The 19,307-nt window shown below is 64.6% G+C and carries 16 protein-coding genes; 8 read left to right on the top strand and 8 right to left on the bottom strand.

Features of this window, described 5'->3' with window-relative positions; genetic code table 11:
- Positions 1-93: 93 nt before the first annotated feature.
- From PFZ56_RS18475 to PFZ56_RS18500, 6 genes are all read left to right on the top strand, one after another.
- Positions 94-1,503: a circularly permuted type 2 ATP-grasp protein gene (locus PFZ56_RS18475; RefSeq protein WP_102879803.1), complete on the top strand. Its 1,410-nt coding sequence runs from the start codon at positions 94-96 to the stop codon at positions 1,501-1,503.
- A gap of 3 nt (positions 1,504-1,506) precedes the next feature.
- Positions 1,507-2,457 (top strand): alpha-E domain-containing protein, encoded by a 951-nt coding sequence (locus PFZ56_RS18480; RefSeq protein WP_102864395.1) that lies wholly within the window; start codon positions 1,507-1,509, stop codon positions 2,455-2,457.
- Positions 2,454-3,251, top strand: a complete 798-nt coding sequence (locus PFZ56_RS18485; RefSeq protein WP_102879802.1) for a transglutaminase family protein — start codon at positions 2,454-2,456, stop codon at positions 3,249-3,251. Before PFZ56_RS18480 ends, PFZ56_RS18485 begins: the two co-directional genes overlap by 4 nt.
- Positions 3,252-3,433: 182 nt before the next feature.
- Positions 3,434-4,600, top strand: coding sequence for a DUF1624 domain-containing protein (locus tag PFZ56_RS18490; RefSeq protein WP_170003065.1), 1,167 nt, complete (start codon positions 3,434-3,436; stop codon positions 4,598-4,600).
- Positions 4,601-4,741: 141 nt separating this feature from the next.
- Positions 4,742-5,962, top strand: coding sequence for a putative DNA modification/repair radical SAM protein (locus PFZ56_RS18495; protein ID WP_170003063.1), 1,221 nt, complete (start codon positions 4,742-4,744; stop codon positions 5,960-5,962).
- Positions 5,959-6,795: a TIGR03915 family putative DNA repair protein gene (locus PFZ56_RS18500; RefSeq protein WP_170003061.1), complete on the top strand. Its 837-nt coding sequence runs from the start codon at positions 5,959-5,961 to the stop codon at positions 6,793-6,795. Before PFZ56_RS18495 ends, PFZ56_RS18500 begins: the two co-directional genes overlap by 4 nt.
- A gap of 52 nt (positions 6,796-6,847) precedes the next feature.
- Here the strand turns inward: PFZ56_RS18500 and PFZ56_RS18505 are convergent, their stop codons facing one another.
- From PFZ56_RS18505 to PFZ56_RS18525, 5 genes are all read right to left on the bottom strand, one after another.
- A complete protein-coding gene (locus PFZ56_RS18505) occupies positions 6,848-7,867 on the bottom strand; it encodes a branched-chain amino acid aminotransferase (RefSeq protein ID WP_015635266.1) in 1,020 nt (339 codons plus the stop codon).
- Between the two features lie 223 nt (positions 7,868-8,090).
- The gene (gene lpdA, locus PFZ56_RS18510) at positions 8,091-9,482 is read right to left on the bottom strand and encodes a dihydrolipoyl dehydrogenase (RefSeq protein WP_170003059.1); all 1,392 of its coding nucleotides are present in this window, start codon (positions 9,480-9,482) and stop codon (positions 8,091-8,093) included.
- A 17-nt stretch (positions 9,483-9,499) separates the two neighbouring features.
- Complete coding sequence (locus tag PFZ56_RS18515) at positions 9,500-10,798, bottom strand: dihydrolipoamide acetyltransferase family protein (RefSeq protein ID WP_102879797.1); 1,299 nt, start codon at positions 10,796-10,798, stop codon at positions 9,500-9,502.
- Positions 10,799-11,857: an alpha-ketoacid dehydrogenase subunit beta gene (locus PFZ56_RS18520; protein ID WP_047303847.1), complete on the bottom strand. Its 1,059-nt coding sequence runs from the start codon at positions 11,855-11,857 to the stop codon at positions 10,799-10,801.
- Between the two features lies 1 nt (position 11,858).
- Complete coding sequence (locus tag PFZ56_RS18525; RefSeq protein ID WP_102864402.1) at positions 11,859-13,094, bottom strand: 3-methyl-2-oxobutanoate dehydrogenase (2-methylpropanoyl-transferring) subunit alpha; 1,236 nt, start codon at positions 13,092-13,094, stop codon at positions 11,859-11,861.
- A gap of 196 nt (positions 13,095-13,290) precedes the next feature.
- Here PFZ56_RS18525 and bkdR point away from each other — a divergent pair, with 196 nt between their 5' ends.
- A complete protein-coding gene (bkdR, locus tag PFZ56_RS18530; protein ID WP_060838848.1) occupies positions 13,291-13,779 on the top strand; it encodes a Bkd operon transcriptional regulator BkdR in 489 nt (162 codons plus the stop codon).
- 3 nt (positions 13,780-13,782) lie between these two features.
- On the opposite strand, the gene PFZ56_RS18535 is transcribed toward bkdR, so the two are convergent.
- On the bottom strand, positions 13,783-14,985 hold the full coding sequence (locus PFZ56_RS18535; RefSeq protein WP_102879796.1) for an HD-GYP domain-containing protein: 1,203 nt from the start codon (positions 14,983-14,985) through the stop codon (positions 13,783-13,785).
- A gap of 132 nt (positions 14,986-15,117) precedes the next feature.
- Positions 15,118-16,740 carry a methyl-accepting chemotaxis protein gene (locus PFZ56_RS18540; protein WP_170003057.1) on the bottom strand — a complete coding sequence of 541 codons (1,623 nt, stop codon included), beginning with the start codon at positions 16,738-16,740 and terminating at the stop codon, positions 15,118-15,120.
- Between the two features lie 244 nt (positions 16,741-16,984).
- On the opposite strand from PFZ56_RS18540, the gene PFZ56_RS18545 reads away from it, so the two are divergent.
- Positions 16,985-18,469 carry a DASS family sodium-coupled anion symporter gene (locus PFZ56_RS18545; protein WP_102879794.1) on the top strand — a complete coding sequence of 495 codons (1,485 nt, stop codon included), beginning with the start codon at positions 16,985-16,987 and terminating at the stop codon, positions 18,467-18,469.
- A gap of 6 nt (positions 18,470-18,475) precedes the next feature.
- On the opposite strand, the gene dapF is transcribed toward PFZ56_RS18545, so the two are convergent.
- Positions 18,476-19,270, bottom strand: coding sequence for a diaminopimelate epimerase (dapF, locus tag PFZ56_RS18550; protein ID WP_170003055.1), 795 nt, complete (start codon positions 19,268-19,270; stop codon positions 18,476-18,478).
- Between the last annotated feature and the right edge of the window lie 37 nt (positions 19,271-19,307).

Genomic DNA, 19,307 nt, shown 5'->3' on the forward strand with positions numbered 1-19,307 from the left:
CAGGGGAACTATCATCCCTTCTAGGTTAAAGCCGGGTCACGCACACACAGGGTTCAAATAAAAAGCCGTTCATATCACGGCAAGGAGTTGGCTATGTCCCGCGCTTTTTTCGATGAAATGTACGCTGCCAGCGGCACCTGTCGACCACACTACGAAGCGTTCGCCCGTTGGCTGGCGGACACGCCCCTGGAGCTGCTGGACCAGCGTCGGCGTGAAGCCGACCTGTTGTTCCACCGCGCCGGTATCACCTTCACCCTGTACGGCGACGAACAGGGCACTGAACGCCTGATTCCCTTCGACATCATTCCCCGCAGCATCAAGGCCAGCGAGTGGCGCACGGTGGAGCGCGGCTGCGTGCAGCGGGTCCAGGCGCTGAACCTGTTCCTGGCGGATATCTATCACGGCCAGCGGATCATCAAGGAAGGCATCATTCCCGCCGAGCAGGTGCTGGCCAACGAAGGCTATCAGGTGGCCATGCAGGGCCTCGACCTGCACCGGGGCACCTACGCCCATATCGCCGGAGTCGATCTGGTGCGCGACGGCGATGGCAGCTACTACGTGCTGGAGGACAACCTGCGCACCCCCAGCGGCGTGAGCTACATGCTTGAAGACCGCAAAATGATGATGCGTCTGTTTCCCGAGTTGTTTGCCGCCCAGCGCATTGCCCCCATCGATCATTATCCCAACCTGTTGCTGGACACCCTGAAGAGCTCCAGCCCCCTGGACAACCCGACGGTGGTGGTGCTGACCCCGGGACGTTTCAACAGTGCCTATTTCGAGCACGCGTTCCTCGCCCGGGAAATGGGCGTGGAACTGGTGGAAGGCGCCGACCTGTTCGTGCGTGACGACCGGGTGTTCATGCGCACCACGGCCGGCGCCCAGGCGGTGGACGTGATCTACCGTCGGCTGGACGATGCCTACCTCGATCCGCTGTCATTCAATCCGGACTCCATGCTCGGGGTGCCCGGGCTGATCGCCGCCTATCGCTGCGGCAATGTGGTGCTGGCCAACGCCGTGGGCACCGGGGTCGCCGACGACAAGTCGATCTATCCCTATGTGGACGCAATGATCCGCTTCTACCTGAGCGAAGAACCGATCCTCAAGAACGTGCCCACCTGGCAGTGCCGCAAGCCCGCCGAGCTGTCCCATGTGCTGGCCAACCTGCCGGACCTGGTGGTCAAGGAAACCCAGGGCTCCGGCGGCTACGGCATGCTGGTAGGGCCGGCGGCCACCGCAGCCGAGATCGAAGAATTCCGCACCCGCCTCAAGGCTCGCCCCGAGGCTTACATCGCCCAGCCGACCCTGTCCCTGTCCACCTGCCCGACTTTTGTCGAAAGCGGCATCGCCCCGCGGCACATCGACCTGCGGCCGTTCGTACTCTCCGGCCGGGAAACCCGCCTGGTGCCCGGCGGCCTGACCCGCGTGGCGCTGCGCGAAGGCTCGCTGGTGGTGAACTCGTCCCAGGGCGGCGGCACCAAAGACACCTGGGTAGTGGAGGACTGAACCATGCTCTCAAGAACCGCTGCGGACCTGTACTGGATGTCCCGCTACCTGGAGCGCGCCGAGAACCTGGCACGCATGCTCGAGGTCAGTTATTCGCTGTCGCTGATGCCCCAGGCCGGGCGCGGTGACGGCCATGCCGAGCTGGCCATGTCGTTGCTGGCGGCCGGCACCCTGGATGACTACAACCAGCGCTACGGTGAACTGAACACCGAGCGCATGCTGCACTTTTTCGCCCTCGACGAGACCAACCCGGGGAGCATCTACTGCTGCCTGCGGGCGGCCCGCAGCAATGCTCACGCGGTGCGCGGGCGGATCACCGCGGACATGTGGGAGAACATCAACGCCACCTGGCTGGAGATGCGCAACATCGCCCGCAATGGCCTGGGGCGCTACGGCATCAGCCAGTTCTGCGAGTGGGTCAAGGAGCGTTCGCACCTGTTCCGCGGTGCCACCGCCGGCACCATCATGCGCAACGACGCCTATCGCTTCATACGCCTGGGGACCTTTATCGAGCGCGCCGACAACACCCTGCGCCTGCTCGACGCACGCTATGAAATGTTCGGCGAGGAGTCCGAGGAAGTCAGCGATAACTCGGCCCGGGGCTATTACCAGTGGAGCGCCTTGCTCCGTGCCTTGTCGTCCTTCGAAGCGTTCAACGAGATCTACCGCAATGCCCCGGGGGCCGAGCAGGTGTCCGAGATGCTGCTGTTGCGCGCCGATGTACCGCGCTCCCTGCATGCCTGCGTCGAGGAGCTGGACCAGCTCCTGGCCACCTTGCCGGGGGACAACGGACGCCCGGCCCAGCGCCTGGCCGCCGAACTGAACGCGCGCCTGCGCTATACCGGGATCAACGAGATTCTCGATTCCGGCCTGCACCAGTGGCTGACCGATTGCATCGGGCAGATCCGCCACCTGGGGCAGACCGTGCATGAGTCCTATCTGGAGGTGGTATGAAACTGTCCATTCGTCACGACACGACCTACAGCTACGCCGATGAAGTCTGCACCAGCATCCAGTTCCTGCGGTTGACGCCCCAGGACAGCCAGCGCCAGCAGGTCCTCCAATGGCACCTGGAGCTGCCACGGCAGGTGCGCGCCCAGCGCGATCCCTACGGCAACATCCTGCATGTCATGACCCTCGACGAGCCCCATGGCGCCATTGTCCTCACGGCCTTTGGCGAAGTGCAGATCGATGGCACGCGGGAAGTGGAGGGCGACAGCCAGTCGCCGCTGCCGTTCCTGCGTTGCAGCCACCTGAGCAAGGCGGACTCGGCCCTCTGCGACTTTGCCCGGCGCCATTGCGGCGAGCGCCGTGATCGCGCCGCGCTGATCGAGCTGATGCAGGCCCTGGCCGAGCACATGCCCTACAGCCCGGGCGCCACCGGGGTTGGCAGTACCGCGGCCGAAGCCTTTGCCGGCGGTGCCGGGGTCTGCCAGGACCATACCCACGCCTTCCTGGCCTGCGCCCGCAGCCTGGGGATTCCCGCGCGCTACGTCTCCGGCTACCTGTGCACCGAGGACGCCAGCCACCTGGCCAGCCATGCCTGGGCCGAAGCCTGGCTCGACGACGGCTGGTACAGCTTCGACGTGACCAATCGCCTGGCGCGACCCGAGCGTCACCTGAAACTGGCGGTGGGCCTGGACTACCTGGATGCCTGCCCGGTGCGCGGCATGCGTCGCGGGGGAGGGGCCGAACAGATGCAGGCTCGGGTCCAGGTCAGTTCCATGGTGCAGTTCCAGCATCAGTAACGCCGCGCAGCGTCGCCGCCCATGCCCTGGCCTGGCGCGGCGCTACGGGTCGATTGTTGCTTGGGGCCGTGACCACAGCTAAGGAGTTTTGGATCGACAGGCAGATGTTATAAAGTAACGGCCGATTTGCCGGGCGCGAGACCGGCACCGTCCCTTTGAACCTGACGCTGCGATCCCTCCTTATGAGTTCTTTACCCAACCCTCCCGCGAGCCTCGGCACCCGGCTGCTGAGTATCGATGCCCTGCGCGGCCTGGTGATGCTGTTCATGCTACTGGACCATGTGCGGGAAACCTTCTTCCTGCACCGGCAGGTAAGCGATCCCATGGACGTGGCCACCACTGAGCCCGGGCTATTTGTCAGCCGCACCCTGGTACACCTGTGCGCGCCGGTGTTTGTCCTGCTGACCGGGCTTTCGGCTTACCTGTTTGCCCAGAAGCACGGCCATCGGGCCGAGGCCAGCGCTTTCCTGTTCAAGCGTGGGTTGTTCCTGGTGGTGCTGGAGCTGACCCTGGTGAACTTCGCCTGGACCGGACAGCTTCCGCCGACGCTGATCTATCTGCAGGTGATCTGGGTCATCGGCCTGAGCATGCTGGCGCTGTCGGCCCTGTTGTGGCTGCCTCGGGCGCTGTTGTTGGGCCTGAGCCTGCTGCTGATCGGCGGGCACAATCTGCTGGATGGGCTGCATTTCGCCCCGGGCGAGGCGCTGCACGTGCCTTGGGCGATCCTGCATGATCGCGGCTGGATCGAATGGGGCGAAGGGCTGCGTCTGCGGACCTCCTATCCGCTGCTGCCATGGATCGGCGTGATCGGCCTGGGTTATGCCCTGGGGCCCTGGTTCGCCCGCGAAGCCGAGGCCGCTCAGCGACAGCAGCGTCTGTTGCGATGGGGGCTGGCGGCGCTGGCGGGGTTCATCGTGCTGCGGCTGCTTAACGGCTATGGCGAGCGGCCCTGGGTCAGTGGCGAGACCTGGGTGCAAACCCTGATGAGCTTTTTCAACATCACCAAGTACCCGCCGTCGCTGCTGTTCATCGCCCTGACCCTGGGCGCCGGGCTGCTTCTGCTGCGGGCCCTGGAGCGGCGGCAGGACAGCGGTTTGATCCGGGTGCTCGGCGTATTTGGCGCGGCGCCGATGTTCTTCTACCTGTTGCACTTGTATGTGCTCAAGGGCCTGTATCTGCTGGCCGTGGCGCTGCTGGGACGCAATCAAGGGGCCTATTTTGGCTTCGACTCGCTGGGCTGGCTGTGGCTGATCACGTTGCTTCTGGCCTTGATCCTGTACCCGCCGGTGCGGGGCTTCGCCCGACTCAAGGCCCGGCGCCGCGACCTGGCCTGGCTGAAGTACTTCTAAGGGGCCAGTCCCTTGCTGCCTGCGCCGGATTGCTGGCGCAGGCAGGGCAATCAGCGTTTTTTTGCCGGCGCCGATAAACACCGCTTGAACGGCATGGGGCACTCTCTGTACTGTATATAAAAACAGTATTCGGGCCTCGCCATGCAACTGATCGACAAGCTGAGCATCCTCGCCGACGCCGCCAAGTACGACGCTTCCTGCGCCAGCAGCGGCGCGCCCAAGCGCAGTTCCGAAGGCAAGAGCGGGTTGGGTTCGAGCAATGGCATGGGCATCTGCCACAGCTATACGCCGGACGGACGCTGCGTCTCGCTGCTCAAGGTGCTGCTGACCAATTTCTGCCTCTACGACTGCCAGTACTGCGTCAACCGCCGCTCCAGCGATGTGCCCCGGGCCCGTTTCAGCCCCGAGGAAGTGGTGCGCCTGACCCTGGATTTCTACCGGCGCAATTGCGTCAGCGGGCTGTTCCTCAGCTCCGGGATCATCCGCTCGGCGGACTACACCATGGAGCAGTTGGTGCAGGTGGCCAGGCTGTTGCGTGAAGAGCACGAGTTCCGCGGCTACATCCACCTCAAGACCATCCCCGACGCCGACCCGCTGCTGATCGAGCAAGCCGGGCGCTATGCCGACCGCCTCAGCGTCAATGTTGAGCTGCCCACCGACCAGGGCCTCAAGGCCCTGGCCCCGGAAAAACACCTGGGCTCGATCAAGCAGGCCATGGGCACCATCTATACCGGCGAGCAGACCGTGCTCAACGAGCCCCGGGCGCCGCGTTTCGCCCCGGCCGGGCAGAGCACCCAGATGATCGTCGGCGCCGACGACACCGATGACAGCACCATTCTCCACAGCGCTGAGGCGCTGTACGGCAATTTCCGCCTGCGCCGGGTCTATTACTCGGCGTTCAGCCCGATCCCTAACAGCCCGAAAAGCGTGCCCCTGGCCGCGCCGCCGCTGATGCGCGAGCACCGCCTGTATCAGGCCGACTTCCTGTTGCGCGGCTATGGCTTCAGTGCCAACGAACTCTTCAAGGGGCCGGGGCACCTGGCCCTGGACATCGACCCCAAGCTGGCCTGGGCGCTGGAGAACCGCAACCTGTTTCCCCTGGACCTGAACCGTGCCGAGCCGGCGCTGATCTCACGCATTCCGGGGATCGGCCTGCGTACTACCCAGCGCCTGGTGGAACTGCGTCGCGAGCGACGCATCCGCTTCGAGGACCTGGCGCGCATGCGCTGTGTGCTGAGCAAGGCCAAGCCGTTCTTCATCACCAGCGACTATCACCCGCAGCAGGCGGAAACCAGCAGCGCGCTGCTCTACCAGCAACTGCGGGACCGGCCGCAACCGCAGCAGATGGGGCTCTGGGGATGATCAGCCTGGACTGCGACGATCTGTTCGACACCTGGCGCCAGCAGGCGCGCTGGCTGCTCAGCCATTCCATCGATCCGAGTCGGGTCAGTTGGGCCGGGACCCGGGAGGCCGACCTCTTCGCCAGCGACGAGAGCTGCCCCGAACAGCCCGGACCGTTTCGCGCGCGTATTCCCCAGGCCCTGCTGGAGCTGTTGCAGCGGGCCGCCTGCTACCGCGGCGAGCAGCGCTGGAGCCTGCTCTACGAGGTGCTGTGGCGGGTCAGCCATGGCGACCGCACGGCCATGCTCAGCGGCGATCAACTGGGCAGCGAGTTGCAGCGGCGGATCAAGCAGGTGGACCGCGAGGCCCATCACCTGCATGCCTTCGTGCGCTTCGTCAGGCTGCCCGAGGGCCGCTCATCCCTGGCCGAGCAACCCGAATACGTGGCCTGGCACGAACCGGCCCACGACATCCTGGCCCAGGCCAGCCGGCACTTCATCGGACGCATGGGGCGCCACCGCTGGATGATCGCTACGCCCCGGGACGGGGTGTATTTCGACGGCGAGCAACTGCACCATCAGCGCCAGTGCCCCGCTGGTTGGCAGCAACTGGCCCAGGCCGGCGACGACCCCGGAGGCGAGCTGTGGCTGGCCTACTACAGCCACATCTTCAACCCGGCGCGGCTCAACCCCAAGGTCATGCAGGGGCATTTGCCGACCCGGTTCTGGAAGCACCTGCCGGAGGGACCGCTGATTCCGGCGCTGATCAGCCAAGCGCGCCACGGCAAGCAGCGCGACGGCCAGGCCAGCCAGGTGGCGGCGCGGCGCGGCAAGCGGATTGGCGGCGGGCAATAAAAAGCCCGCCCCTGGCAAGCAGGGGCGGGCTGGGGTAGAGCAGGGGGGCGAATCAGACCTTGACGATCCAGCCCGCTGGCGCTTCCACGTCGCCGGTCTGCACGCCTGTCAGCTCTTTGTAGAGCTTCTGGGTGATCGGGCCGACGTCTTTTTCGCTGTAGAACACGTGCAGCTTGTCCTGGTACTGGATGCCGCCGATCGGCGTGATCACCGCGGCAGTACCGCAGGCACCGGCTTCCTTGAAGTCCGAGAGCTTGTCGATGAACACGTCGCCTTCGACCACTTCCAGGCCCAGGCGGGTCTTGGCCAGCTCGATCAGCGACAGGCGGGTGATACCCGGTAGTACCGATGGCGAGTTGGGGGTGACGAATTTGTCGTCGTGGGTGATGCCGAAGAAGTTGGCCGAACCCACTTCCTCGATCTTGCTGTGGGTCAGCGGGTCGAGGTAGATGCAGTCGGCGAAGCTGGCCTTCTTGGCCTGGGAGCCCGGCATCAGGCTGGCGGCGTAGTTGCCACCGACCTTGGCCGCGCCGGTGCCTTGTGGGGCGGCGCGGTCGTAGCTGGAGATCAGGAAGTTGTGCGGAGTCAGGCCGCCCTTGAAGTAGGCGCCGACCGGGATGGCGAAGATCGAGAAGATGAACTCCGGCGCGGTGCGCACGCCGATGTTGTCACCCACGCCGATCACGAATGGACGCAGGTACAGCGCGCCGCCGGTGCCGTATGGCGGAATGAAACGCTCGTTAGCTTTGACCACGGCCTTGCAGGCTTCGATGAACTGCTCGGTGGACACCTGCGGCATCAGCAGGCGGGCGCAGCTGCGCTGCATGCGCGCGGCGTTCTGGTCCGGACGGAACAGGTTGATCGAGCCGTCCTTGCAGCGGTAGGCCTTGAGGCCTTCGAAGCATTGCTGACCGTAGTGCAGGGCGGTGGAGCCCTCGCTGATGTGCAGCACGTTGTCTTCGGTCAGGGTGCCTGCGTCCCACTCGCCGTTACGCCAGTGCGACAGATAGCGCTTGTCTGTCTTGATGTAGTCAAAACCCAGCTTGTCCCAATTGATGCTTTCGTTACCCATGACACCCTCTATCACTTAACAACCGCCGGAACGGCTTAAGGCTTCTGACGTTTTTTTGGATGGGCACAACAATACTGCATTCCGGGGGCTTACCGCATCCCCGTATTGAACCCTGTAACTGCTGCCGCAGGCTGCGATCTGCCTCGAAGAGGACGTGCTCTTGAGGCCCTCGGAAGGTCCTGCGGACCTTGTCGCAGCCTGCGGCAGCAGCTACAGGTTGTGTTTACAGGTGCAGGGCGTGCCCCAGTGCCCGCAGCGCCGCTTCCTGGACCGCTTCACCCAGGGTCGGGTGGGCGTGGATGGTGCCGCCGATGTCTTCCAGGCGCGCGCCCATTTCCAGGGATTGGCCGAACGCGGTGGACAATTCGGAGACCCCGACTCCCACCGCCTGCCAGCCGACAATCAGGTGATTGTCACTTCGGGCCACCACCCGCACGAAACCGCTTTTCGATTCCAGGGTCATGGCCCGGCCATTGGCCGCGAACGGGAAGCTGCTGACGATGCAGTCCAGGCCGGCAGCGCGGGCTTCGTCCGGGGTCTTGCCTACCACCACCAGTTCCGGGTCGGTGAAACACACCGCCGGGATCGCCGCCGGGTTGAACTCGCGGTGCTTGCCGGCGATCAGCTCGGCGACCATCTCGCCCTGGGCCATGGCCCGGTGGGCGAGCATCGGCTCGCCGCTGAGGTCACCGATGGCCCAGACGTTGCGCATGCTGGTCTGGCAGCGGTGGTCGATCTTGATCGCCGCGCCGTTCATGTCCAGGTTCAGGCTTTCCAGGTTCCAGCCCTGGGTGTTGGGTTTGCGACCGACGGCCACCAGCACCTGATCGGTGGCCAGGTTCAGGGTGTCGCCATTGGGCTCGCGCACCTGCAGGCTGCTGCTGGCGGCATCGAAGCCCAGCACGCTGTGCTTGAGGTAGAGCTTGATGCCCAGCTGCTTCACCGATTCCAGCACCGGCTGGGTCAGTTCCGCGTCATAGGCCGGCAGGATGCGTTCCTGGGCCTCGACCACGCTGACCTCGACCCCGAGCTTGCGGTAGGCGATGCCCAGTTCCAGGCCGATGTAGCCACCGCCGACCACGGTCAGGCGCTTGGGCAAGGTCTTGGGTGCCAGGGCCTCGGTGGAGGAGATGATCGGCCCGCCGATGGGCAGCATCGGCAGGTTGACGCTTTTTGAACCAGTGGCCAGCAGCAGGTGCTCGCACTGGATGCGGGTATCGGTGCCTTCGATCTCCACGGTCTTGCCGTCGATGACCTTGGCCCAGCCGTGAATCACCTGGACCTTGTTTTTCTTCAACAGCGCGGCGACCCCGGTGGTCAGGCGGTCGACGATGCCGTCCTTCCATTCCACGCTCTTGCCGATGTTCAAGGTCGGCGCCGCCACTTCGATGCCCAGGGCCGAGCCCTGGCTGTGGTGGCGGGTCTGGTGGAACTGCTCGGCGACATGAATCAGCGCCTTGGACGGGATGCAGCCGATGTTCAGGCAGGTGCCGCCCAGGGACTGGCCTTCCACCAGGATGGTGGAGATGCCCAGCTGGCCGGCACGGATCGCCGCCACGTAACCGCCAGGACCACCGCCGATGATCAGCAGCTGGGTATTGAGAGTCTGTTGCATGCCTGCTCCTCGGAAAGTCAGTCCACAAACAGCGTGGCGGGTTGTTCGAGCAGGCCGCGAATGGCCTGGATGAATTGCGCAGCGTCCATGCCGTCGACCACCCGGTGATCGAAGGAGCTGGAGAGATTCATCATCTTGCGGATCACGATCTGGCCCTTGATCACCATCGGCCGCTCGACGATGCGGTTGACCCCGACAATCGCCACTTCCGGCAGGTTCAGCACCGGGGTGCTGACGATCCCGCCCAGGGCGCCGAGGCTGGTGAGGGTGATGGTGGAACCGGACAGTTCATCCCGGGCTGCCTTGCCACTGCGGGCGGCCTTGGCCAGGCGCGAGATTTCCTCGGCGTTGCCCCACAGGCTGCGGGCTTCGGCGTGACGCACCACCGGCACCATCAGGCCGACGTCGCTCTGGGTGGCGACCCCGACATGCACCGCGCCGTGGCGGGTGATGACCTGGGCTTCGTCGTCGTAGCGCGCGTTGATCTGCGGGAAGTCGCGCAGGGCCACGACCATGGCCCGTACCAGGAACGGCAGCAAGGTCAGCTTGCCGCGGCTGGCACCGTGTTTTTCATTGAGGTGGATGCGCAGCTCTTCCAGGGCGGTGACGTCCACTTCCTCGACATAGCTGAAGTGTGCGGCGCGGTGCTTGGATTCCTGCATGCGCTGGGCAATCTTGCGGCGCATGCCAATCACCTGGATCTGCTCTTCGTCGTGGCGTTCGGCATAGCCTGTGCCCGGCGCCGAGTAGCCCTTGAGCGGCTGGCTGTCCTGGGCCAGGTAGGCCTCCAGGTCTTGGTGCAGGATGCGCCCGGCGGGGCCGCTGCCCTGCACCAGGCGCAGCTGGATGCCCAGGTCCAGGGCGTGCTTGCGCACGGCTGGCGAGGCCAGGGGGCGTTCGTCGGCCTGGCGCGCCACCGGCGCCTGGGGAGCAGGGCGGCAGGCGGCTTGGCTGGCGACGGCTTGTTCCACTTTCGGTGCTTCGACCACTGGCGCGGCAGTCGGCTTATTAATAGCTGCCGGCGCTTGTTGCGCCGGCGCGGCGGCCTGGGCGGATTCCTTGAGGTTGCCCGCGCCTTCGACTTCGATGCTGATGAGGATGCTGCCCACCGCCATCACTTCACCGGGTTCGCCGCCCAGGGAAATGACCGTGCCGTGCACTGGCGAGGGAATGTCCACCATCGCCTTGTCGGTCATCACGTCCGCCAGGACCTGGTCTTCAACCACCTGGTCGCCGACTTTTACGTGCCACTGCGCCAGTTCAACTTCCGCGATGCCTTCGCCGATGTCCGGCATCTTGATAACGTGCGTGCCCATTCAGACCTCCATGACCCGTTGCAGCGCCGCGCCCACTCGGGACGGCCCTGGGAAATATGCCCACTCCTGCGCGTGGGGATACGGCGTATCCCAACCGGTGACGCGCTCGATCGGGGCTTCCAGGTGGTGGAAGCAGTGTTCCTGCACCAGCGACACCAGCTCGGCGCCGAAACCGCAGGTGCGGGTAGCTTCGTGCACCACCACGCAACGGCCGGTCTTCTTCACCGACTTGACGATGGTGTCCAGGTCCAGCGGCCACAGGCTGCGCAGGTCGATGACCTCGGCGTCGATGCCGGTTTCCTCGGCCGCCACTTGCGACACATAGACGGTGGTGCCGTAGGTGAGGACGGTGACGTCCTTGCCTGGGCGGGCAATGGCTGCCACATCCAGCGGCACCTTGTAGTAGCCGTCCGGCACCTGGGCCGCCGGGTGTTTCGACCAGGGTGTTACCGGGCGGTCGTGGTGGCCATCGAACGGGCCGTTGTACAGGCGCTTGGGTTCGAGAAAGATCACCGGGTCATCGTTTTCGATGGAGGCGATCAGCAGGCCCTTGGCGTCGTAGGGGTTGGACGGCATCACGGTGCGCAGGCCGCAGACCTGGGTGAACATCGCCTCGATGCTCTGGCTGTGGGTCTGGCCACCGTAGATGCCGCCACCGCAGGGCATGCGCAGGGTCATGGGCGCGGTGAACTGGCCGGCGGAGCGATAACGCAGGCGCGCGGCTTCGGAAATGATCTGGTCCGAGGCTGGGTAGACGTAGTCGGCGAACTGGATTTCCGCCACCGGGCGCAGGCCGTAGGCGCCCATGCCGATGGCCGCGCCGACGATGCCGCTTTCCGAGATCGGTGCGTCGAACACCCGCGAGGTGCCGTACTTGGCCTGCAGGCCCTCGGTGCAGCGGAACACGCCGCCGAAGTAACCGACGTCCTGGCCGAACACCACCACGTTGTCGTCACGCTCGAGCATCACATCCATGGCCGAGCGCAGGGCCTGGATCATGGTCATGGTGGTGGTGGTCATGGCGGTTTCCAGCTGGATATTGTTGTTGTGATCGTTCATGTCAGACCCCCAGTTCCTGGCGTTGACGTTTCAGGTGCTCGGGCATGTCCTTGTAGACGTCCTCGAACATGGTCGCGGCGCTGGGAATCTGGCCGCCGGCGAGGGTGCCGTACTGCTCGGCTTCCTTCTGCGCGGCGATGACCTGGGCTTCGAGCTCGGCACTGACTGCGGCGTGTTCCTCTTCGGACCACTGGCCGATCTTGATCAGGTGCTGCTTGAGGCGGGCAATCGGATCGCCCAGGGGGAAGTGGCTCCAGTCGTCGGCCGGACGGTACTTCGACGGGTCGTCGGAAGTGGAGTGCGGGCCGGCGCGGTAGGTGACCCACTCGATCAGGGTCGGCCCGAGGTTGCGCCGGGCGCGCTCGGCGGCCCAGCGCGAGGCGGCGTAGACCGCGATGAAATCGTTGCCGTCGACCCGCAGGGAAGCGATGCCGCAGCCCACGCCGCGTCCGGCGAAGGTGGTGGCTTCACCGCCGGCAATGGCCTGGAAGGTGGAGATCGCCCACTGGTTGTTGACCACGTTGAGGATCACCGGCGCGCGATAGACGTGGGCGAAGGTCAGGGCGGTGTGGAAGTCCGATTCGGCGGTGGCGCCGTCGCCGATCCAGGCCGAGGCGATCTTGGTATCGCCCTTGATGGCCGAGGCCATGCCCCAGCCCACGCCCTGCACGAACTGGGTCGCCAGGTTGCCGGAGATGGTGAAGAACCCGGATTCCTTCACCGAGTACATGATTGGCAGCTGGCGTCCCTTGAGTGGATCGCGCTCGTTGGACAGCAGTTGGCAGATCATTTCCACCAGCGGCACTTCCCGGGCCATCAGGATGCTCTGCTGGCGGTAGGTGGGGAAGCACATGTCGTCGATGTTCAGGGCCAGGGCCTGGGCGCTGCCGATGGCTTCCTCGCCCAGGCTCTGCATGTAGAAGGACATCTTCTTCTGGCGCTGGGCGACCACCATGCGGTTGTCGAAGATCCGCGTCTTGAGCATGGCGCGCATGCCCTTGCGCAGGATCTCCAGCGGCACGTCGTCGGCCCAGTCGCCCAGGGCGTTGCCCTGATCGTCGAGCACACGGATCAGGCCGCGGGCCAGGTCGGCGCAGTCGGCAGGTTCGATATCGATGGGAGGTTTGCGGGCCAGGCCGGCGTCGTTCAGACGCAGGTAGGTGAAGTCGGTCTTGCAGCCGGGACGGCCCGAGGGTTCGGGAACGTGCAGGCGTAGCGGTGCATACGCTGTGGTCATGGCTTTCTACGCTCGATCTTGTGGATTTCTTGTAATTGGGCGCGCTAGCTGACAGTCATTCCCTGGGTAAGGGAAATCTTGTCCTACAAACATCATAGGCCGGGCGTAGAAGAATATTTATCTCTGTTTCATTGCGCTGGAAGTTATTTGCAGATAAAAAATCTGCATAAACATAAAAAACAGGTTGTTTTGTCTCATGCGCAAACTGGATCGTACCGACATCGGCATTCTCAACAGTCTTCAGGAGAATGCTCGCATCACCAACGCCGACCTCGCCCGTTCGGTGAACCTTTCGCCCACGCCGTGCTTCAACCGGGTCAAGGCCATGGAGGAGCTGGGGTTGATCCGCGAGCAGGTGACCCTGCTGGATGCCGACCTCTTGGGGCTGCACGTCAACGTGTTCATTCACGTCAGCCTGGAGAAGCAGGTGGAAGAGGCCTTGCAGCACTTCGAAGAGGCCATCGCCGACCGCCCGGAAGTCATGGAGTGCTACCTGATGGCTGGCGACCCGGACTACCTGATCCGCGTGCTGGTGCCCACCATCCAGTCCCTGGAACGCTTCATGATGGACTTTCTGACCAAGGTGCCCGGGGTGGCCAATATCCGCTCCAGCTTCGCCCTCAAGCAGGTGCGCTACAAGACCGCGCTGCCACTGCCGGCCAACGGCCTGACCCTGGGCACCTGAGGGTCAGGCGGGGACTCCGCTCCAGAGCCGATCCAGGTTCTTGAACTCCCAGTCTTCCGGGGCTTCGCGAGCGACGATGCGATCCTGGCCGTGGATCTTGGCCAGGTCGACCACGTTCTGTTCCAGGGGCAGGTTGGAGCGGGTGGAGAAGAACACCCGGACCTTGGGCGTCAGCAACGACTTGGGGTTTTGTTCGATCACCACCGCCAGGCGCCCGCTCTTCAGGCGCACCAGGGCCCCAACGGGGTAGATGCCCACGCTCTTGACGAAGGCCTGGAACACCCGCTGATCGAAATGACCTTTCCAGGTGGACATGCGCTGGATCGCTTCGGCCGGGTCCCAGCCACGGTTGTAGGGCCGATTGGAGGTCACCGCGTCGTACACATCGCAGACCGCGCCCATCTGCGCGAACAGGCTGATCTGGTTGCCGGCCAGACGGTGCGGATAGCCGGAGCCGTCGGCCTTTTCGTGGTGATGCAGGCACACATCCAGAACCAGCGCATCCACATCGGGGCTTTGACGCAGGATCGCGCCACCGGCTTCGGGGTGCAGCTTGACCCGTTCGAACTCAGTGTCCGAGAGCTTTTGCGGCTTGTTGAGAATGCTGTCGGGGATGGTCAGCTTGCCCACGTCATGCAGCAATCCGGCAATGCCTGCCAGGCGGATATAGTCCTCCGACAAGCCCAATTGCCGCGCGGTGGCCAGCATCAGCGCACAGACCGCCACTGAATGCATGTAGGTGTAGTCATCGGCGTTCTTGAGCCGCGCCAGACTGATCAGCGCATCGGGATGACGCAGCAGCGACTGGCCGATCTGCAGCACCAGATCTTCGGCTTGCTGCATCTCCAGGGCCTGGCCCATGCGCACTTCCTGGAACATCGCCGTCACCGCCTTGCGCGAGTAGGCGCAGAGCTTTAGGGCGCGCTGCACTTCCTCATCCATGCTGGCCCGGGGCGTGGCAGCGGTGGCCGGTTGTGCGCTCGGCGGCAGGTCCGGCGTGGTGGTTGCACTGGCCTCGGGCAGGTCGCCACCTTTGCTGGTGTCGATCCACAGGCTGCTGAGGTTGGAGCTTCGCAGGCGTTGCAGGTCGGCATGGCTGTCAAGAACAAAGCCGGCCTTCCAGAAAGAGTGGTCCAGCCAGGAGCCACAGAACTGATGGATGTACATGCCCATCTGCAACTGATGGATCGAAATCAGTTTCAGCATCAACAACACTCCTTTCAGGCCGTCGGCCATTGCCGGCCATCTGGCTCCTACAGACCCGTGTAGGAGCCGGATGGCCGGCTAACAGCGCCAGCGCTTTTCTCTACCTGACGTCTTACCGGGCCTGGGCCCGTCTCACAGGGAGAAGCGTGCCACCAGTTTGTTCAGGCTCACCGCCAGGGACGACAGTTCACTGCTGGCAATGGACGTCTGGCTGGCGGCAGACGAGCTTTGCAGCGACAAGTCGCGGATGCTCATCAGGTTCTGGTCCACCGAGCGCGCCACCTGGGCCTGTTCCTCCGAGGCGGTGGCGATCATCAGGTTGCGTTCGTTGATCTCGCTGATGGCCTGGGCGATATGGCCGATGGCGGCGCCGGCCTCGTGGGCGATGGCCAGGGTCTGGCTGGCATCCTCGCTGCTTTGCTGCATCGACAGCATGGCCTTGCTCGAACCGTTCTGGACGCCCTGGATCATCTGCTCGATCTCTTGGGTCGAGAGCTGGGTACGGTGGGCCAGGGCCCGCACTTCATCGGCCACTACAGCAAAGCCACGGCCTTGCTCGCCGGCCCGGGCAGCCTCGATGGCCGCGTTGAGGGCCAGCAGGTTGGTCTGCTCGGCAATGGCGCGGATCACGTCCAGGACCTTGCTGATGTCCTGGGCCTGCTGGGCCAGGCCGGCCATTTCCACCCGGGTGTTTTCCACGGTGCCGGTGAGCTTCTCGATGGAGTGGATGGTCTGCTCGACCCGCTCCTTGCCCAGCCCGGCGGAGCGCTCGGATTCCTGGGTCGACTGCGAGGCGGACACCGCGTTGCGCGCCACTTCTTCCACCGCGGCGGTCATTTCGTTGACCGCGGTGGCGGCCTGATCGGTCTCCATGCTCTGTTGCTGGATGCCGGCGTTGGACTCGCGGGTAATGGCGCTCATTTCCTCGGCGGCAGAGGCCAGCTGGGTCGAGGAATCGGCAATTTGGCGGATGGTCGACTTCAGGTTGTCGAGCATGGACTGGGTGGATTTCTGCAGGTCGGTGAGTTCGTCCTGGCCGCTGACTTCCACTTGGGTTCGCAGGTCGCCCTCGGCGATTTTGCGCGTGGTGGCCAGCAGCGATTGCACCGGGCGGGTGATGCTGCGGGTGAACAGGGTGGCGATGAGCACGGTCAGGACAATCGCCAGGACGATGATCAGCGAGGTCAGGGTCAGGCCACTGTCGAACTGATGGTCGGCCAGGGTCGCCGAGTGCGCGGCACCGCTCTCGTTGATCGCGATCAGGGCTTCGATGGCGCTTTGCAAGGCATTGGCCAGGGGCACCGTGACCTGATTGATGTAGTCACTGCTCTGCTGCGCGGTGTGGGTCTTGCTGGCATCGATCAGCACCGCCAGCTTGTCCAGGTAGTCCTGGGCGCCGCGCTTGACCTGATCAAAGGCGGTTTTCTCTTCGGCGCTGGACACCAGTGGCTCGTAGTCCTTGATGGCCTGGGCCAGGGTGGCTTTCAGGCTACCCAGCTTGTCCAGGGACGCGCCTTTCTGGACTTCGCTTTCAGTGGCGTAGTGCAGGGCCTCCAGGCGCACACGCAAGGTGGAAGATTCGATTTTCGTGGCTTGCCTGACGCTGGGCAGCCAATTGTTTCGCAGGTCCAGTGCAGCGTCGTGAATCTGTCCCATTCTCCACAGCGCCAGTCCCCCCAGACCGACCACTAGCACACAGATAGCGCCAAAACTCAGGAGCGCCCTGGACGTCAGTTTCAAGTTTCTTGTCACCATACAGGCACCTTGCAGGTTGGAGTGATACCGCCAGTTTCTTTTCGACTCCTTGTCGCCCTGATAGCACTGTGACTCCAAAGAGATGAAAAATCTGTAGGGATGTAAAAATATTTCTTTGCGTCCAGCGGGCTTCAACCTAGCGTCGCCGCAAGGGTGGGCAACCCCGCGGCTTGACCTTTATCAACGCGCTTTTGGCGGTTTTGTAGCAAGCTTGGCGCCTCTCCAATTGCAAAGGAAAAGGCCCATGACTACGCCTCTGACAACGGCGCCCGCGGCCAAGGCAGTACTACCGATTGGATTGCTGATCGCCGTGCTGGCCATGATCGGGGTGCTGTTTCTGCCACTGCCCGCCGACCTGCCGGTGGCCGGCCAGCGGATGCTGGCGATCCTCGCCTTCGCGGTGGTGGTGTGGATCAGCGAAGCGGTGTCCTACGAGGCCAGCGCGATCATGATCACCGCACTGATGGCGTTCCTGATTGGCACCGCGCCGACCCTGCAGGACCCGACCCAGGTCTATGGCAGCTCGGCGGCCATCAGTCTGGCGCTGACCGGGTTCTCCAATTCGGCCCTGGCCCTGGTGGCCGGTGCCTTGTTCATCGCCGCCGCCATGACCCACACCGGCCTCGACCGGCGCATCGCCCTGGTGACCCTGACCCGGGTCGGCACCAGCACCCGGCGCATCCTCATCGGTGCCATTGCCGTGACCATCCTGCTCAGCCTGCTGGTGCCCAGCGCCACGGCCCGCAGTGCCTGCGTGGTGCCGATCATGATGGGGGTGATCGCCGCGTTCGGCGTCGACAAGCGCTCCAATATCGCCGCCGGGCTGATGATCGTGGTGGCCCAGGGCACCAGCATCTGGAACGTCGGTATCCAGACCGCCGCGGCGCAGAACCTGCTGACCGTGGGCTTCATGGACAAGATGCTCGGCCAGCGCGTGGCCTGGCTCGACTGGCTGATCGCCGGGGCGCCCTGGGCGCTGATCATGTCCCTGGTGCTGCTGTGGCTGGTGCTGAAACTGCTGCCGCCGGAAACCGACAGCATCCCCGGCGGCAAGGAAGCGGTGGCCCAGTCCCTGGTGGACATCGGGCCCATGACCGGGCCGCAGAAGCGCCTGCTGGCGGTGTCGCTGCTGCTGCTTTTGGCCTGGTCCACCGAAGGCAAGCTGCACCCCTTCGACACCACGACCACCACCTACGCCGGGCTGGTGATCCTGCTGCTGCCGCGGATCGGCATCATGACCTGGAAGGACGTGCAGTCGCGCATTCCCTGGGGCACGGTGATCGTCTTCGGGGTCGGCATCAGCCTCGGTTCGGCGCTGCTCAGCACCCAGGCCGGGCAATGGCTGGGCGGGCAGGTGGTGGCCCACACCGGCCTGGACCAGGTCGGGCCTTTGGCGGTGTTCGCGATTCTCGCGGCGTTCCTGATCCTCATTCATCTGGGGTTCGCCAGTGCCACGGCCCTGACCTCGGCCTTGCTGCCGATCCTGATTGCCGTGCTGCAAACCCTGCCGGGCGAGTTCAGCCGCCTGGGCATGACCATGCTCCTGGGCTTTGTCGTCAGCTATGGCTTCATCCTGCCGATCAACGCGCCGCAGAACATGGTCTGCCTGGGTACCGAGACCTTCAATGCCCGGCAGTTCGCCAAGGTCGGGCTGCTGGTGACGCTGATCGGCTACCTGTTGATGCTGGTGTTCGCCATGACCTGGTGGAAGTGGCTGGGCTGGATGTAGAGCCCTTCACAGTGACCCGTTGAACACCCGGGTCACGCTGCCGGCCAGGCGCACCTTGCCCTGGCCGTCCCAGCTCACTGTCACCGGCCCGCCGTCGCACAGCACCCGCACCGGGCTGTCGAGCAAGCCGCGACGGATGCCATTGACCGCCGCCGCGCTGGAACAGGAACCGGAGCCCAGGGGGATGGCGCCATGGCGCTCCCAGATGCGCAGGCGGATGGTCTGGCGGTCGATCACCTGGATGAAGTGCACGTTGGTCTTGTGTGGAAACAGCGGGTCGCTCTCGATCGTGGGACCCAGGGCGGCAACGTCCAGTTGCTCCAGATCGTCGACGAAAAAACTGCAATGGGGGTTGCCCATGCTGCATGCCGCCGGTGTTCCTGGCAGCGGCAGGTGCAGGCTGTCCAGCTCTCGGGCCAGGGGGACGTCCCGCCAGTCGAACGATGGTCGGCCCATTTCCACGGACACCGACTGATCCTCAAGACGCAGGCAGTGCTGCAGGCCGCGGGCGGTTGTCAGCTGCACCGAGGTGGCACCGCTTTCCTCCATCAGCAGGTCGGCGGCGCCGCGGGTGGCGCTGCCGCAGGTGTTCAGGCTGGAACCATCGGCGTTGAAGAAGGTCAGTTGCGCCGCGCTCTCGTGGCAGTCGCCGAGCACCACCAACTGATTGAAACCGATGCCGCGCTGGCGATCTCCCAGGGCCCTGGCCCGTTCAGCGGTGATCGGGTTGTCGCGGCCACGGGCATCGATCAGCACGAAGTCGTCGCCATTGGCGTGCATCTTCACAAAGTTCAGCGGCATTCGGGCTCCGACAGGCGAGGGCAGGCAGCCGGCTCAA

Origin of the sequence: Pseudomonas danubii (genome assembly GCF_042980055.1) — a bacterium.
Lineage (GTDB): Bacteria > Pseudomonadota > Gammaproteobacteria > Pseudomonadales > Pseudomonadaceae > Aquipseudomonas > Aquipseudomonas danubii.